Annotated in this window: 14 protein-coding genes; 4 read left to right on the top strand and 10 right to left on the bottom strand. The window is 73.6% G+C overall.

The window, feature by feature from the left end; all coding sequences use genetic code 11:
* Positions 1-4: 4 nt before the first annotated feature.
* On the bottom strand, positions 5-829 hold the full coding sequence (locus tag ACWCPM_RS11535) for a rhomboid family intramembrane serine protease (protein WP_450975933.1): 825 nt from the start codon (positions 827-829) through the stop codon (positions 5-7).
* A 123-nt stretch (positions 830-952) separates the two neighbouring features.
* Between ACWCPM_RS11535 and ACWCPM_RS11530 the strand changes: the two genes are divergently transcribed.
* Positions 953-1,279, top strand: a complete 327-nt coding sequence (locus tag ACWCPM_RS11530; RefSeq protein ID WP_450975932.1) for a hypothetical protein — start codon at positions 953-955, stop codon at positions 1,277-1,279.
* A 10-nt stretch (positions 1,280-1,289) separates the two neighbouring features.
* On the opposite strand, the gene ACWCPM_RS11525 is transcribed toward ACWCPM_RS11530, so the two are convergent.
* Both ACWCPM_RS11525 and ACWCPM_RS11520 read right to left on the bottom strand, forming a co-directional pair.
* The gene (locus tag ACWCPM_RS11525) at positions 1,290-2,696 is read right to left on the bottom strand and encodes an FAD-dependent oxidoreductase (RefSeq protein WP_450975931.1); all 1,407 of its coding nucleotides are present in this window, start codon (positions 2,694-2,696) and stop codon (positions 1,290-1,292) included.
* Positions 2,697-2,723: 27 nt separating this feature from the next.
* On the bottom strand, positions 2,724-3,698 hold the full coding sequence (locus ACWCPM_RS11520) for a DUF4349 domain-containing protein (RefSeq protein ID WP_450975930.1): 975 nt from the start codon (positions 3,696-3,698) through the stop codon (positions 2,724-2,726).
* 180 nt (positions 3,699-3,878) lie between these two features.
* Here ACWCPM_RS11520 and hemG point away from each other — a divergent pair, with 180 nt between their 5' ends.
* Positions 3,879-5,333: a protoporphyrinogen oxidase gene (gene hemG, locus ACWCPM_RS11515; protein ID WP_450975929.1), complete on the top strand. Its 1,455-nt coding sequence runs from the start codon at positions 3,879-3,881 to the stop codon at positions 5,331-5,333.
* 5 nt (positions 5,334-5,338) lie between these two features.
* Positions 5,339-6,070, top strand: coding sequence for a hydrogen peroxide-dependent heme synthase (gene hemQ, locus ACWCPM_RS11510; protein WP_450975928.1), 732 nt, complete (start codon positions 5,339-5,341; stop codon positions 6,068-6,070).
* A gap of 25 nt (positions 6,071-6,095) precedes the next feature.
* On the opposite strand, the gene ACWCPM_RS11505 is transcribed toward hemQ, so the two are convergent.
* The 5 genes from ACWCPM_RS11505 to ACWCPM_RS11485 all read right to left on the bottom strand — a co-directional run bounded on the left by ACWCPM_RS11505 (position 6,096) and on the right by ACWCPM_RS11485 (position 11,859).
* Complete coding sequence (locus tag ACWCPM_RS11505; protein WP_450975927.1) at positions 6,096-7,727, bottom strand: alpha/beta hydrolase; 1,632 nt, start codon at positions 7,725-7,727, stop codon at positions 6,096-6,098.
* Between the two features lie 134 nt (positions 7,728-7,861).
* The gene (locus ACWCPM_RS11500; RefSeq protein WP_450975926.1) at positions 7,862-8,638 is read right to left on the bottom strand and encodes a TIGR04222 domain-containing membrane protein; all 777 of its coding nucleotides are present in this window, start codon (positions 8,636-8,638) and stop codon (positions 7,862-7,864) included.
* A gap of 96 nt (positions 8,639-8,734) precedes the next feature.
* Positions 8,735-10,081, bottom strand: a complete 1,347-nt coding sequence (locus tag ACWCPM_RS11495; RefSeq protein WP_450975925.1) for a DUF692 domain-containing protein — start codon at positions 10,079-10,081, stop codon at positions 8,735-8,737.
* Between the two features lie 157 nt (positions 10,082-10,238).
* Positions 10,239-11,027, bottom strand: coding sequence for a DUF4142 domain-containing protein (locus tag ACWCPM_RS11490; RefSeq protein WP_450975924.1), 789 nt, complete (start codon positions 11,025-11,027; stop codon positions 10,239-10,241).
* A 124-nt stretch (positions 11,028-11,151) separates the two neighbouring features.
* Positions 11,152-11,859, bottom strand: a complete 708-nt coding sequence (locus ACWCPM_RS11485) for a peptidyl-tRNA hydrolase (protein ID WP_450975923.1) — start codon at positions 11,857-11,859, stop codon at positions 11,152-11,154.
* Between the two features lie 130 nt (positions 11,860-11,989).
* Between ACWCPM_RS11485 and ACWCPM_RS11480 the strand changes: the two genes are divergently transcribed.
* Positions 11,990-12,172 carry a hypothetical protein gene (locus ACWCPM_RS11480; RefSeq protein ID WP_450975922.1) on the top strand — a complete coding sequence of 61 codons (183 nt, stop codon included), beginning with the start codon at positions 11,990-11,992 and terminating at the stop codon, positions 12,170-12,172.
* Between the two features lie 28 nt (positions 12,173-12,200).
* On the opposite strand, the gene ACWCPM_RS11475 is transcribed toward ACWCPM_RS11480, so the two are convergent.
* Positions 12,201-13,049: a polysaccharide deacetylase family protein gene (locus ACWCPM_RS11475; RefSeq protein ID WP_450975921.1), complete on the bottom strand. Its 849-nt coding sequence runs from the start codon at positions 13,047-13,049 to the stop codon at positions 12,201-12,203.
* A 52-nt stretch (positions 13,050-13,101) separates the two neighbouring features.
* Positions 13,102-14,085 carry an SPFH domain-containing protein gene (locus ACWCPM_RS11470; RefSeq protein ID WP_450975920.1) on the bottom strand — a complete coding sequence of 328 codons (984 nt, stop codon included), beginning with the start codon at positions 14,083-14,085 and terminating at the stop codon, positions 13,102-13,104.
* Positions 14,086-14,093 lie beyond the last annotated feature (8 nt).

The following is a 14,093-nucleotide window of genomic DNA, read 5'->3' as shown; positions in this document are numbered from 1 at the left end:
GCGCTCACCACGTCTGCCGGGGCCGCGCCCTTCTGCCGAAGAGCAGACCGCGCGGTTCCGGTGGCGGTGGGGTGCCCCGCTTCAGGGGCCAGGCCAGGAGCATGCCGGCGAGGAAGCCGACGATGTGCGCCGCGTACGCCACGGTGCCCGCGGCGGAGACCCCCTCGCCGGAGGAGTACACCGCCTGGAGCACGAACCAGAAGCCCAGCACCATCCAGGCCGGCAACCGCAGCGGCAGGAAGATCAGGAACGGGACCAGCACCCACACCCTGGCCTTCGGATACAGCACCAGATACGCGCCGAGCACACCGGCGATCGCCCCCGAGGCGCCGATGAGCGGCTCCGCGGAGTCGGCGTTGAGGACCGCGAAGCCGTACGACGCCGCGTAGCCGCAGACGGCGTAGAAGAGGGCGTAGCGCACATGCCCCATGCGGTCCTCGACGTTGTTGCCGAAGATCAGCAGGAACAGCATGTTGCCCAGCAGATGCAGCCAGCCGCCGTGCAGGAACATCGCGGTGAGCACGCTCAGTTCGGGCGACTTGTCGTACGCCGGCGGGCCCACCACGCAGCCGGGGCCGTCCGGACCGACCGCGGTGTCGCCCGTGGCCACCAGTCGCGGCAGTTGATGGTGGATCAGCTCCTGGGGCACCGCCGCGTACCGGTCCAGGAACGCCTGGAGATGGCACAGCTGCCCCAGGCCGCTGTCACCCGCGACCGAACCGGCGAGCCCGGGCATGAACAGGAACACGACGACGTTCGCCGCGATCAGCGCGTACGTCACCCAGGGCGTGCGGCGCACCGGGTTGACGTCATGGACGGGGATCACCACAAGGAAGTACTGCCCTCGCTGTGCCCGCCGAACCGGTGAACGCGGCGGCCCGGGCCCGCGTATGTCCTCTCGACCGGCCGCGGCCCGGCGAGGCGCGTCGCGGGACGACGTGAGGATCAGGCGATGAACGACCGAGTTACTCCTCCGATGCAGGCCACTCCCGACGGCGAGGCGCAGCTCGCGCTGGTCGTCCACCTCCCCTGGGAGGACGTCGCCCGGCTCGGCCAGGAGGCCGGCCGCATGGCGGCGCAGCTGCAGCGGCCGGTGACGCTGGACGAGGCGGTGAGCAGCCGGCTGCGGTCCGTCTCCCCGGGCGCCCACGCGAGGCCGGCGGGGGCGCAGCCCACCGCCATGCCGACGGCGTCGGCCGCCTCGGTGTCGTCGCTGCCGTCCCGCCCGCCGGCCGAGCAGGCGCGGCAGGCGATCGACCGCATCAACGGGACGGCGTAGCCGTACCCCTCTAGGACGCTCCCCGGACCTTGGCCACGGCCCTGCGCGCGGCCACCAGCACGGGATCCCAGACCGGTGAGAACGGCGGCGCGTACCCCAGGTCGAGCGCCGTCATCTGCTCCACCGTCATCCCGGCCGTGAGCGCCACCGCCGCGATGTCCACCCGCTTGCCCGCTCCCTCCCGGCCGACGATCTGCACGCCGAGCAGCCGCCCCGTGCGGCGCTCGGCGAGCATCTTCACGGTCATCGGGGAGGCCCCCGGGTAGTACCCGGCCCGGCTGGTGGCCTCGATCGTCACCGCCTCGAAGCGCAGCCCCACCCGCAGCGCGTCCTTCTCCCGGAGTCCGGTGCGGGCGATCTCCAGGTCGCAGACCTTGCTCACCGCGGTGCCGACCACGCCGGGGAACGTCGCGTAACCGCCGCCCACGTTCACACCGATGACCTGACCGTGCTTGTTGGCATGGGTACCGAGGGCGATGTGCCGTTCCCGGCCGGCGACCAGGTCGAGGACCTCCACGCAGTCCCCGCCCGCCCAGATGTTCTCGTGGCCGCGCACCCGCATCGCCAGGTCCGTCAGCAGTCCGCCGTGCTCACCGAGGGGGAGCCCCGCCGCCTTCGCCAGTGTCGTCTCCGGGCGGACGCCGATGCCCAGCACGACCACGTCCGCCGGGTACTCGGCGTCCCGCGTGGCCACCGCCCGCACATGACCGTCGTCATCGGTGAGGATCTCGGTGACCTCGGTGTCGTCGACCATGGTGATGCCGAGGCCCTCCATGGCCTCGCGCACCAGGCGCCCCATGTCCGCGTCGAGCGTGGACATCGGCGCGGCGCCCCGGTTGACGACCGTCACCTCGTAGCCGCGGTTGATCAGCGCCTCGGCCATCTCGACGCCGATGTAGCCCGCCCCGACGACCACCGCGCGCCTGCCCCGCGAGCGGGCGAGCGTGTCCAGGAGTTCCTGACCGTCGTCCAGGGTCTGCACCCCGTGCACGCCGGGGGCGTCGGTGCCGGGCATGTCGGGCCGGATCGGCCGGGCACCGGTGGCGATCACGAGCTTGTCGTACGACGTCCAGGACTCGGCCCCGGAGTCGACGTCCCGCGCGCGTACCCGCGACCCGGCGACGTCGATCTCCACGACCTCCGTGCGCAGCCGCACGTCGATGTCGCGCGCGCGGTGCTCCTCGGGTGTGCGGGCGATCAGCTCCTCGCGCTCGGACACGTCGCCGCCCACCCAGTACGGGATGCCGCACGCGGAGTACGAGGTGAAGTGGCCGCGTTCGAAGGCCACGATCTCCAGCTCGCCGGGCCCCTTCAGCCGCCGTGCCTGTGACGCCGCGGACATCCCCGCGGCGTCACCGCCGATGACGACCAGCCGCTCTGTCGTGCCACTCGTGCCGTTCGCACCGCTCATCTTCATGCGAACACGCTACGGCCACGGGACAATTCAGTCCCGCTCGCCCCTCTCCGCAGCGGCCGGCAGCGGTTCCGTCGAGGCCGGCGCGGCGGCACGGCGTGCCGTGCGCGGCCGTACGAAACGCAGCCACACGGCGAAGAGCACAGCCGCCAGCGCCGCGAACGGCAGCACCGCGCCCACGGCGACCACGATCCAGCGCAGCATCGTCACGAAGGCGTCCCAGCCGCCCGCCAGCGCGTCCAGGAACCCGGGGTCGTCGTCCTTCTTGGGCGCCTTGCGCACCGGGGTCTCGGTCAGCGACAGGGTGATGGTGGAAAGGCTGGTGCGGTCCTCCAGCGAGGCCTGCCGGGCGAGCAGCGACTCCAGGTCGGCCTGGCGGGCGCTCAGCTCGCCCTCCAGTTCGACGACGTCGGTCAGCCGGGTCGCCCGGTCCATCAGCTCGCGTATCCGGGCGACGCTGGCGCGCTGGGTCTTGATGCGGCTCTCCACGTCGACGACCTGGTCGCTGACGTCCGTCGCCTTCGCGGTGCGCTCCAGGAGCTTGCCCGCGCCCTCCAGGTCGGCCAGGACGTCCTCGTACCGCTCGACGGGCACCCGCAGGACGACACGGGTGCGCTCGCCGCCGTGCCCGTCCCGGGTGGTCGTCTCGTTGCCGACGAAGCCGCCCGCGGTCTCGGCCGTCGTACGTGCCTCGTCCAGGGCCTTCGGCACGTCCTTGACCTGCACGGTCAGGGAGGCGGTGCGGATGATGTGGTTCATGGGCAGCCGGGGCGCGGCCGGAGGCCGCTCGGCGCCCGGCCGGCTGTCGCTGCCGGGGGCGCCCTGCGCGGCGCCGGGCCCGGCGGCCGCCTCGTCCTGGGCGGCGCCCGCGTCACTCTTGGAATCGGCGGTGATGTCGGCCGAGCCGCTGCACCCGGTGAGCGCGAGGGCGCCGGCGAGCAGGAGTCCCGCCAGAGCCGGGACAGGACGTGCGGCGAGACGGTGTGCGGTGCGTGATGTGCGCATGTGGGCGAACCCCCGAGGGTCGTGACAACGGACGCTCCTTGGACGCCCGGACGGCCCCGGACGTTGGATCCCGCCGGTCCCGATGCGGTCACGGTCGGGACTCGGCGGGGCCACGGGACCCGGCCCCGTCACCGGCAGGCCCTCGGGGTGACCGTCCGTGGCGTCTGAGAAGGTGGGGCCATGAACGCAGCACGCACCGACGCCGGGCAGGCCGTCGTCATCGGAGCCGGTATCGCCGGGCTGGCAGCGGCGCACCGGCTGCTGGACCGGGGTGCGCGGGTGACCGTGCTGGAGGCGTCCGGCCGGGTCGGCGGCAAGCTGCTGCCCGGCGAGATCGCGGGCGTCCGCGTGGACCTGGGCGCCGAGTCGATGCTGGCCCGCCGGCCCGAGGCGGTCGCCCTCGCCCGCGAGGTGGGTCTCGCGGACCTGCTCCAGCCGCCGGCCACGGCGAGCGCCTCCCTGTGGACCCGCGGCGCGCTGCGCCCGATGCCCAAGGGCCACGTCATGGGCGTGCCCGGCAGCGCCTCCGCGCTCGCGGGCGTGCTCTCCGAGGAAGGGCTCGCGCGCATCGAGCGCGACGCCGAGCTGCCCCGCACGGAGTTCGGCGACGACGTCGAGGTCGGCGGGTTCGTGGCGGCGCGGCTCGGCCGCGAGGTCGTCGACCGGCTGGTGGAGCCGCTGCTGGGCGGCGTCTACGCGGGCGACGCGTACCGCATCTCGATGCGCTCGGCCGTCCCCCAGCTCTTCCAGGCCGCCCAGAGGCACGACTCGCTGACCGAGGCGGTCCGGGAGATCCAGACCAGGGCGGCGGAAGCCGCGCGGACCGGGCCGGTGTTCATGGGCATCGAGGGCGGCGTGGGCGGCCTGCCCCTCGCCGTGGCCGAGGCGGTGCGCGCCCGCGGCGGCGAGATCGTCACCGGCGCCCGGGTGACGGAGCTGCGCCGCGAGGGCCCCACGGGCTGGCGGGTGGTGGCCGGGGAGCGGGTCCTGCACGCCGACGCGGTGATCGTCGCCGTGCCCGCGCCGGCCGCCGCCGCTCTGCTGCGCGCCGAGGCCCCGGCGGCCGCGGCCGACCTGGCCGCCGTGGAGTACGCCTCGATGGCGCTGGTCACCCTCGCCTACCGCAGGTCCGAGGCGCGCCTTCCCGAGGGCAGCGGCTTCCTGGTGCCGCCCGTCGACGGACGGACGATCAAGGCGTCCACGTTCGCCTCCCACAAGTGGGGCTGGATCGCCCGCGAGGACCCGGACCTGGTCGTGCTGCGCACCTCCGTCGGGCGCTACGGCGAGACCGAGATCCTCGGCCGTGACGACGCCGGCCTGGTGGACGTGTCCCGGCGCGACCTCGCGGCGGCCACCGGCCTGGACGCGACGCCCGTCGAGACCCGCGTCACCCGCTGGGACGGCGGTCTGCCGCAGTACCCCGTCGGGCACCACGCGCGCGTGGCCCGCGTCCGCGAGCACGTCGGCAGGCTCCCGGGCCTCGCCGTGTGCGGCGCGGCCTACCACGGGGTGGGCATCCCGGCGTGCGTCGCCAGTGCCCACGCGGCCGTCGACCAGATCCACGGCGATCTGACGGCGGTGCGGGAGCTCACCGCCCACCCGGTGGAGAGCCTGCACGGCGGAGCGGGAGAATAGGGGACATGAGCGACGACGCCTCCACCCCCGCCCCCGACCGGATCCCGAACAAGGGCAAGCTGGCCAAAAACCTCAACGAGGTCATCCGCTACACCCTGTGGTCCGTGTTCAAGCTGAAGGACGTGCTGCCCGAGGACCGCGCGGGCTACGCCGAAGAGGTCCAGGAGCTCTTCGACCAGCTCGCCGCCAAGGACGTCACCGTCCGCGGCACCTACGACGTCTCCGGGCTGCGGGCCGACGCGGACCTGATGATCTGGTGGCACGCCGAGACCAGCGACGAGCTGCAGGAGGCGTACAACCTGTTCCGCCGCACCCGGTTCGGCCGTGCCCTGGAGCCGGTGTGGTCGAACATGGCGCTGCACCGCCCCGCCGAGTTCAACCGCAGCCACATCCCGGCGTTCCTCGCCGACGAGACGCCCCGCGCCTACGTCAGCGTCTACCCCTTCGTGCGCTCCTACGACTGGTACCTGCTGCCGGACGAGGACCGCCGGCGGATGCTCGCCGACCACGGCAAGATGGCCCGTGGTTACCCGGACGTGCGCGCCAACACGGTCGCCTCCTTCTCCCTCGGCGACTACGAGTGGGTCCTCGCCTTCGAGGCCGACGAGCTGTACCGCATCGTCGACCTCATGCGTCACCTGCGTGCCTCCGAGGCCCGGATGCACGTCCGCGAGGAGGTGCCGTTCTTCACGGGCCGCCGCAAGGAGATCGCGGAGCTGGTCGCGGGCCTCGCCTGACCGGCCAGGGCCCGCCGCGGCGTCGCTAGCGGCGGGGAGCGCCTCGCTCGACGTCGGCCGGTTCCCCGACGGCGGTGGGCTCCGGCGCCGGGCGCGGCGCGCAGTGGGCGCGGCGCGCCGGGAGCCGGCCCTCGAGCAGATACGCCTCCAGGTGGGCGTTGACACAGGCGTTGGGGCCGCCGGCGATGCCGTGCGTGCCGGAGTCCCGTTCGGTGACCAGGACGGAGCCCGACAGCCGGCGGTGGAGTTCGAGGGCGCCGTCGTACGGAGCGGCCGCGTCCCGTTCGGCGGCCAGGATCAGCGTCGGCGGCAGCTCACCCGGCCCGGTCCGCACGTCGAGCGGGCGTTGGCGTGGAACCTGCCAGAAGGCGCACGGCAGGTTCAGCCACGCGTTGCTCCACGTCTCGAAGGGCGCCACGCGGGCGAGCCGGGTGTTGTCCCGGTCCCAGACCTTCCATTCCGTCGGCCAGGGCGCGTCGTTGCACTCGACGGCCGTGTAGACCGCACGCGCGTTCTCGGCCGTCGCCGCCGACCCCTCGTGCGGCGCGGCCAGCTCGACCAGCGGCCGCTCGTCGCCCTTCAGGTAGTCCGCCAGCGCCTCGGCCCGCGACGGCCAGTGGTCGTCGCGGTAGCCGGCCTCCAGGAACGCGCCCTGCAACTGCCCCGGCCCGACCTTCCCGCCCGCCGGTTCCCCGGCGAGCCGTGCCCGCGCGCTGTCATAGGCGCGCTGCACCGCCTCCGGCGTGGCGCCGAGGCCGTAGACGCGGTGGTGCCGGGCGATCCACTCCCTCATGTCCGCCCAGCGGTCCTCGAAAGCCGCCGACTGGGCGAGGTTGTTGCGGTACCAGACCTGCGCCGGATCGGGGTTCACCGCCGCGTCGAACACCATCCGCCGTACATGTGAGGGGAACAGCGTCGCGTACAGCGCCCCCAAGTAGCTGCCGTAGGAGCCTCCCAGGAAGGTCAGTCTCTCCTCGTCCAGCGCGGCGCGCAGCACGTCGAGATCGCGGGCGTTGTTCAGGGAGTGGTAGTGCCGCAGCGCCTCTCCCGACCGTTCGGCGCAGCCGCGCGCGTAGGCGGACGCCCGTACGAGGCGCTCGCGCTTGTACGCCTCCGACGGGTGCGAGGGTGCCTGCGAGGGCCCCTTGAAATGCCGCGCGGGGTCCTCGCAGGACAGCGGCGCGGAGCTGCCCACGCCGCGCGGGGCGTAGCCGACCAGGTCGTACGCGGCGGCAAGGCGCTGCCACTCGGGCAGATGACCGACCATCGGGAACTGCAGGCTGGACGCGCCCGGACCGCCAGGGTTGTGGACCAGGGCACCCTGACGGGGCACTTTGCGCTTGCTGTTGAGCGGGTCGCGCTGGGTGGCCGGCACCCGGCTGACCGCGATCCTGATCTGCCTGCCCTCGGGCCGCGCGTAGTCGAGCGGGACGGTGACCGTGCCGCACTCCATGCCCGCCGGGTTCCGCGCTCCGTCCCGGGCCGCGGCGCACTCGCCGAAGTCGACACCGACGGCGGCGGCACGGGCGGCAGCCACGGCGGTGCCGCGCAGTTCGGCCGTGACGTCCGGGCGGGCCGGTGCGCTGCGGGCCGGGACGGCGGCGAGGCTGGTCAGGAGCAGGGAACCGGCGGCCGTGTAGAGGGCGGCAGCTCTCATCGCGTATCCCTTCGGAGCGCGGCAGCGACAGAAGGGATGTTTCGTATGATGGTGGGAAAAGGCAAGCGCAGGTGGCTGGTGTCGGCCCCAATGCGCCCATACGCTTTCAGCCCGCGAACCCTCTTGAGCCCGTGTCAGAGGTGCCGGTGCGGCCCGCGATGCGCGAAGGCCGCGCGCAGGTCCGGCTCGCCGACCGCGCGGATGCCGCGTACGGCGACCGAGGTGAGATAGGCGCGCTCGTCCTCGCCGTCGCCCGGGTGCCGGGCCAGCGTGCCGAGCAGACGCTGTCCGGCCGGGGAGGCCCAGCGCGAGTAGGGGTGCGCCTCGATCCGGGCGAGGGCCAGACAGCTGAGGCAGAGGACCAGCGGCAGGGCGAACCAGAGGGCGACCAGATACCGGGGCACGCCTTCCTGAGCGGGCATCAGCAGCGCGGCCACGCCGAGCGCGAGGACGGCCGGCGTGGCGATCCGCACCCGGCGCACCCCGGCCCCGACGGTGGTCCCCGCCCCGGTCGGCACGGCGAGACCGGCGCTGACCAGGCGGTCGGCGAGGCCGTGCACGGCGTCCGCGGCGGCCGCGGCGGCCCGTACCGGGGCGATGGGGGACTGGCCCTCCGGCCCGATGGCGCCTATGACCGACCGCTCGATGTCGTCACGCCCGCGCGGGTCCACGACGGTCGCCCAGCCTGTGTGCGCGAGGAGCAGCCGCCGCTGGCGCGCCATCGACACCAGCGTCAGATCGGCGACCCGCGCCGGTCCGCCGGACAGGAACGCGGCCTCGTACAGCGTCAGATCGTGCCGCGCGGGAGGCTCCGCCTCGGCGTCCGCGGCGCGTACGGCGGCCAGGCACAGCCGGATGCACGCCAGGCCGGCCACGGCCCATGCCAGCAACAGGGGAAGGACCCAGAACATGCCGTGTTTCTATGCCAATCGACTGGGAAACTCCATGCCTTGTTCACATTGCGGGACGGAGCGTTGTCTGTCCGTTACGTTCCGCGAGACCGGTGGTCAACGGCGCAGCAGCACCCGGCGGGCACGGGCGAGACGCGAGCGCGGACGGGGTGCCGGGCCGGAACGCTCCAGCCACCACTCCCGCAACCGCCTTCGCGAGCGCGCCTCCTGGGGCCGGCCCGCGAGCAGCAGCCGCTCGGCGAAGTCCAGGGCGTCACGCCGGTATCCCGCGGTCATCGGATGCCGATGGGCGTAGGCGAGGAAGGAGGGGCGGTAGTCGGCCCCGAGGATCTCCAAAAGCTCCGGTGCCACCTTGGCCACCACGTCCGCCCGCTTCCCGGCCAGCGCCCGCGCCTGCACGCCGACCCGCGCCCGGTCGAATCCCTCGGGGACCGGCGTACCGGCGACGAGGGCGGAGAGCAGCGCGGTCTGCGCGAGGGCGAGCCGCTGCCGGTCGGCGTCGGGCTCGGGGGCGTGGTGGGGGTCGGCGTCGGCGCCGGGTTCGGGGGCGGTGGAGCCGGCCGGCTCGGGGGCCGCTGAACTCCCGGCGGTGGCCGATGGCGTCTTCGTCCTCGCGCGCGCCCCCTCCTCCAACGCTCCTCGTATCGCCGTCAGTTCCCCCTCCAGCTCGGCGGGTGCCGGGAAGTTCTCGTCGCGTTCCAGCAGGACACCGGGCGGGGTGACCCGGGACGCGAGATCGGTGAGGATGTCGAGGACCGGCCGGGGGACCGGGTGGGCGTGACTGTCGTGCCAGACGCCGTCGCGCGCGAAGCCGCCGGCGACATGGACATAGGCCAGGGCCTCCAGCGGGAGTTCGGACAGTGCCTTCGCGGGGTCCTCGCCCCGGTTGACGTGGTTGGTGTGCAGGTTCGCCACGTCGATCAGGAGCCGTACACCGGTGCGATCGGCCAGCTCGTACAGGAACTGCCCCTCCGTCAACTCCTCGTCCGGCCACGAGACGAGCGCGGCGATGTTCTCCACGGCGAGCGGCACCGGCAGCTCTTCCTGCGCGATACGGATGTTCGCGCAGAGCACGTCGAGGGCGTCCCGGGTGCGCGGTACGGGCAGCAGGTGCCCGGCCTCCAGCCGCGGGGACGCGGTGAGCGGGCCGCCCGCCCGCACGAACGCGATGTGCTCGGTGACCAGCGGCGAGCCGAGCACCTCCGCCCGCTCGGCGAGCGCCGCGAGACGTCCGGGGTCCGGCCGTTCGGCGTCGCCGAGGCCCAGGGACACACCGTGCGGGACGACGGTCACGCCCCGCTCGCGCAGCCGCAGGAGCGAGTCCGGAAGGTGACCCGGGCAGACGTTCTCGGCGACGGCCTCGACCCATTCGACGCCCGGCATGCGCTCCACGGCGTCCGCGATCTCCGGCCGCCACCCGATTCCGGTACCCAGTCGCTGCATGGCCCCCTCCTTCACGTCCGTCCGCGTGCACCTGGATGCGTGTGTCGTCTCCTTCGACGGACCGCTGTTCTCCGGCGTGAAGGGGGTATGGCCCCGCTCCCGGGGCCCGAACCCTGCCGTGCGCTCCTTCAGAGCAACATTTGAGGTTGCCCGTGGCTCACCGCAGGACGCCCGCCGTGTCCTGCGGGTCAGGCCGCTTGGTGTTGACCGTGCCCGGTGCACCCGGCGACGGCTGGGACGTGGTCTGGACGTCGCCGGTCGCCTCGGCCGCCGGCGCCGACGGCACGATCTGGCCGGGGACCGGGGCGGGCGGGCCGCTCGGGCGGGCGGTCGCCCCGGTCGCCGCCGCGTCGGCGATGGCGTCGAAGTCGACCCGGCCCGTCTTCTCCAGCACGGTGATGTGGTCGAGGACGGTCTGGTTGGCGTCCGACGCGAGCTGCCGGACCAGCGTGTTGCGGGTGCTGTTCCGGACCGTGCCGATCACCGGGAAGATCTTGCCGTGCGCGGCGCGCAGCAGGTTGGCGAACTTGTACTCGTACTCCACGCCGCTCGCCGCGGTCATCTCGTTGAGCCAGCCCTGCTGCTCCTCCGTGGGCTGGTTGGGCAGTTCGACGCCGAGCTGGGCGGCGACGATCCGGACCCGCTTGTCGAGGTCGGTGTGGCCGACGATCAGGTGGTCGGCGGCCTCCTTGACGGCCGCGCTGGCGGGGCGCTCCATCGCCTGCTGGCCCGCGGGCAGCTCCCACAGACCGGCGAGCCGCACCTTCACGATGAGTTCGCGGTCCAGCGCGGTCAGCGGACCCCACTGGGTGTTGACGGTGTCCGCGGCCACGTTCGCCTGGCCGGTGCCGGAGCGGTCGGCGTACGACCACACCGGGAAGGCGAGCGCGCCGACGGTGGCGGCGAGCGCCGCCATGATGAGGGCCGTACTGTTGATGCGCCGCAAGGGGTGCCTCCTGGGAGAACGCCAACTGGTCGTTGGTGCACGAGTCGCTGGGCCAGCGCCAGGAGATACGCGGGACGGGCCGCGGATGTTCAAGGAATCCGTGAAACCGTGGCCGAAGGTCGGTTCAGCGTAGTGCGGGGTGGTCGGCGACGACGGTGCAGCTGCCCGCCGGGATCTCGGTGAACCCGGCGTCCCGCACCAACGGCAGCCCGGACGAGACGAGATGGGGCCAGCGGTCTCGCGGGGCGGTCCGCACGGCGAGCGGGAACCCGGCGTCCCGCCAGGCCGCGCGCTCGGTCTCGGACAGGTCCCACCAGGCGAGTTGGGCGCCGTGCCCGGCCTGGGCCATCGCCTTGCCCGCGGACATGTCGATCTCCGGGTTCATCCACAGCACCGGCGCCCCCGCGTCCGTCGCGGCCGGCGACTCCGGGTCGTCGAGGTCCGTCCCGGAGACCTGGAGCCGCGCCAGGTCCTTCGGCCAGGCGTCCAGCGGGACCGGCGGGAACACCCGCACCTCGGCCGCCTTCCCGGTCACCGTGATCCCGGGCAGCGCCTCGGCCCGGCGCCACTCGGCGCCCCGGGCCCGCCGTACCACCTTCCGGATCCGCGCGTCCTGCCAGTCCCGTACGGCCTCGGCCCACTCGCCGTCCCCCAGCGACCGCGGGTCGCTCAGCATGACGAGCACCGCGCGGGCGGCGGTCTCCAGGGCGTCGGTCCGGGCGGGCGGGGCGTCCCGCTCCAGGCGCGCGACCAGCGGCAGCACGAACTGGGGCGCGGCGTCGCGGGGGCCGGGATCGGAGCGGAAGGGGCTGGTGGTGGGTTCCGTAGTCACACGGTCCAGTGTGCACAACCGGTCGGAGCCGGGAGCCGCGGGCCAGGACTGGGAGACGGGGGCCGGGGGCCGGGACCGGGGCCGGGAGACGGGCACCGGGAGACGGGCGCCGCGGGCATACGCTGGAGGTATGAGTGACAGCGACGACTACTGCCTGATCGACGCGACCAGGCCGCCCAAGGCGGAGGGGCCGCCGTACGCGGAGTGCGTGCTGTGCCGCAAGCCGACCGAGTATCCCGACTCCTACAAGGGGATCACGATGTGCCCCGAGTGCGAGTGGCTGGAGGCGCAGCGGACGGCCTGCTCGGGCTAGACCGGGTCTCAGGTCCGGCGGGGCGGGGTCACGTACGTCCCTGAGCGGCCGCTGCCCCGATCAGCTCGGACACCCTCACGAACCGGTATCCCTGTCCGCGCAGCTCAGGGACGATCGTGCGGACCGCCCGCTCGGTCGCCGGGGCGGCGCTGCGCGTGCAGTGCAGCACGACGACCGACCCGGGCCGCACCCCCTCCAGGACCTGCCGTGCCACCGCGTCCGCGTCCGTCGCGAAGGCGTCGCCGCCCACCACGTCCCACTGCACCGCCGTCACACCGGTGGCGCTCAGTGCCCGCAGGGCCCGCTGGTCGTAGCAGCCCCCGGGGAACCGGAAGTACGGCTTCGCGTCCGGCACCCCCGCTCGGCGGAAGGCCGCGTACGCCCGCTCCACCTCCGAGCGCATCCGCGCCGCGTCGACGGTCGGCAGGCCGTAGCAGTCGGTCGTGAAGGCGTAGTGGCTGTAGGAGTGGTTGGCGACCTCGAACAGGGGGTCGCTGCCGATGCCGCGCGCCTGGATCGGGTACTGCTCCGCCCAGCGGCCCGTCATGAACACGGTCGCCGGCACCTTCAGCTCCCGCAGCGTCGCGATGAGCTCGGGGTTGTCGAAGTGCTCACCGTCGGCGGCGCGCGGCCCCTGGTCGGCGGTCATGTCGGCGTCGAAGGTCAGCGCGACGGTCTTGGCGCCGGTCCGCGGGCCGCTGGTGAACACCGGTGTGAGGCCCGTGGGGCCGGGGGCGAGGGTGGGCGGTCTCGCGGGGGAGGCGGGCGCCGAGGGAGCCGCCGGCGGGCCGCTCCGGGGCGCCGGGGCGGTGCCGCAGGCGGCCAGGGCGGCGCCCAGGGCGCAGACGGTGATGACTCTTCGCGCATAAGTGATCACCGTATGAAAATATGACCCTTATCTCGGCCTCGGTCACGACGCGGCCGACGCGTCACCCGCCCGGCGGCTCGGGCTGTCCGGCGAGGGGAGCGGTCCCGTCGGGCGGCAGCGGCAGCGTGGTGTGCTCGGCGGGCGGCAGGGGCACGGTCGTGTGCTCGGCGGGCGGCTGGGTGCGGCCGGGGTTGTGGGGCGGCTGCGTGAAGGGTGCCGTCTCGTCGGGCTGCGGGAGGTTCGGTCCGCCGGCGGACCGCGCGGGCTCCTGCGGGTGGGCCGTCGCCTGGGGCGGCCTCTCCAGGAAGCGGAGGAGCTCCACCGGGAAGGGCAGCACCAGCGTCGAGTTCTTCTCGGCGGCGACCGCCACGATCGTCTGGAGCAGCCGCAACTGGAGAGCCGTCGGGGTGTCCTCCATCTGCTGGGCCGCCTCGGCTAGCTTCTTCGACGCCTGGAACTCGGCGTCGGCGTTGATGACGCGGGCCCGGCGCTCGCGGTCGGCCTCGGCCTGGCGGGCCATGGAGCGCTTCATCGTCTCCGGCAGGGACACGTCCTTGATCTCGACCCGGTCGACCTGCACGCCCCAGCCGACGGCAGGACTGTCGATCATCAGCTCCAGCCCCTGGTTGAGCTTCTCGCGGTCGGACAGCAGATCGTCCAGCTCGCTCTTGCCGATGATCGAGCGCAGCGAGGTCTGGGCCATCTGCGAGACAGCGAACTTGTAGTCCTCGACCTTGATCAGCGCGCTCGCGGCATCGACCACCCTGAAGTACACGACGGCGTCGACGCGCACGGTCACGTTGTCCCTGGTGATGCCCTCCTGGGCCGGCACGGGCATCGTGACGATCTGCATATTGACCTTGTGCAGCCGGTCCACGAACGGGATGATCAGCGTGAATCCGGGCGCCCGCACCTGGCCCCTGAGGCGGCCCAGCCGCAGCACCACCCCGCGCTCGTACTGCTTGACGACCCGCGCCGCCGCCCCGAGGTACACCGCCCCCGCGGAACCGACCGCCGCGGCGGCCACCAGGACTTCTTCGAGCATCGACGACC

The sequence above is a fragment of the Streptomyces sp. NPDC002309 genome (assembly GCF_053593375.1).
The sequence above is the reverse complement of the archived record's forward strand: the minus strand, read 5'-3'. Positions and strand labels throughout refer to the sequence as shown.

Excerpts from the sequence above, each read along its gene's own strand:
- ACWCPM_RS11530 (WP_450975932.1), top strand. The coding sequence starts at position 953 with ATGAACGACCGAGTTACTCCTCCGATGCAGGCCACTCCCGACGGCGAG.
- ACWCPM_RS11525 (WP_450975931.1), bottom strand. The coding sequence starts at position 2,696 with ATGAAGATGAGCGGTGCGAACGGCACGAGTGGCACGACAGAGCGGCTG.
- ACWCPM_RS11520 (WP_450975930.1), bottom strand. The coding sequence starts at position 3,698 with ATGCGCACATCACGCACCGCACACCGTCTCGCCGCACGTCCTGTCCCG.
- hemG (WP_450975929.1), top strand. The coding sequence starts at position 3,879 with ATGAACGCAGCACGCACCGACGCCGGGCAGGCCGTCGTCATCGGAGCC.
- hemQ (WP_450975928.1), top strand. The coding sequence starts at position 5,339 with ATGAGCGACGACGCCTCCACCCCCGCCCCCGACCGGATCCCGAACAAG.
- ACWCPM_RS11505 (WP_450975927.1), bottom strand. The coding sequence starts at position 7,727 with ATGAGAGCTGCCGCCCTCTACACGGCCGCCGGTTCCCTGCTCCTGACC.
- ACWCPM_RS11500 (WP_450975926.1), bottom strand. The coding sequence starts at position 8,638 with ATGTTCTGGGTCCTTCCCCTGTTGCTGGCATGGGCCGTGGCCGGCCTG.
- ACWCPM_RS11495 (WP_450975925.1), bottom strand. The coding sequence starts at position 10,081 with ATGCAGCGACTGGGTACCGGAATCGGGTGGCGGCCGGAGATCGCGGAC.
- ACWCPM_RS11480 (WP_450975922.1), top strand. The coding sequence starts at position 11,990 with ATGAGTGACAGCGACGACTACTGCCTGATCGACGCGACCAGGCCGCCC.
- ACWCPM_RS11470 (WP_450975920.1), bottom strand. The coding sequence starts at position 14,085 with ATGCTCGAAGAAGTCCTGGTGGCCGCCGCGGCGGTCGGTTCCGCGGGG.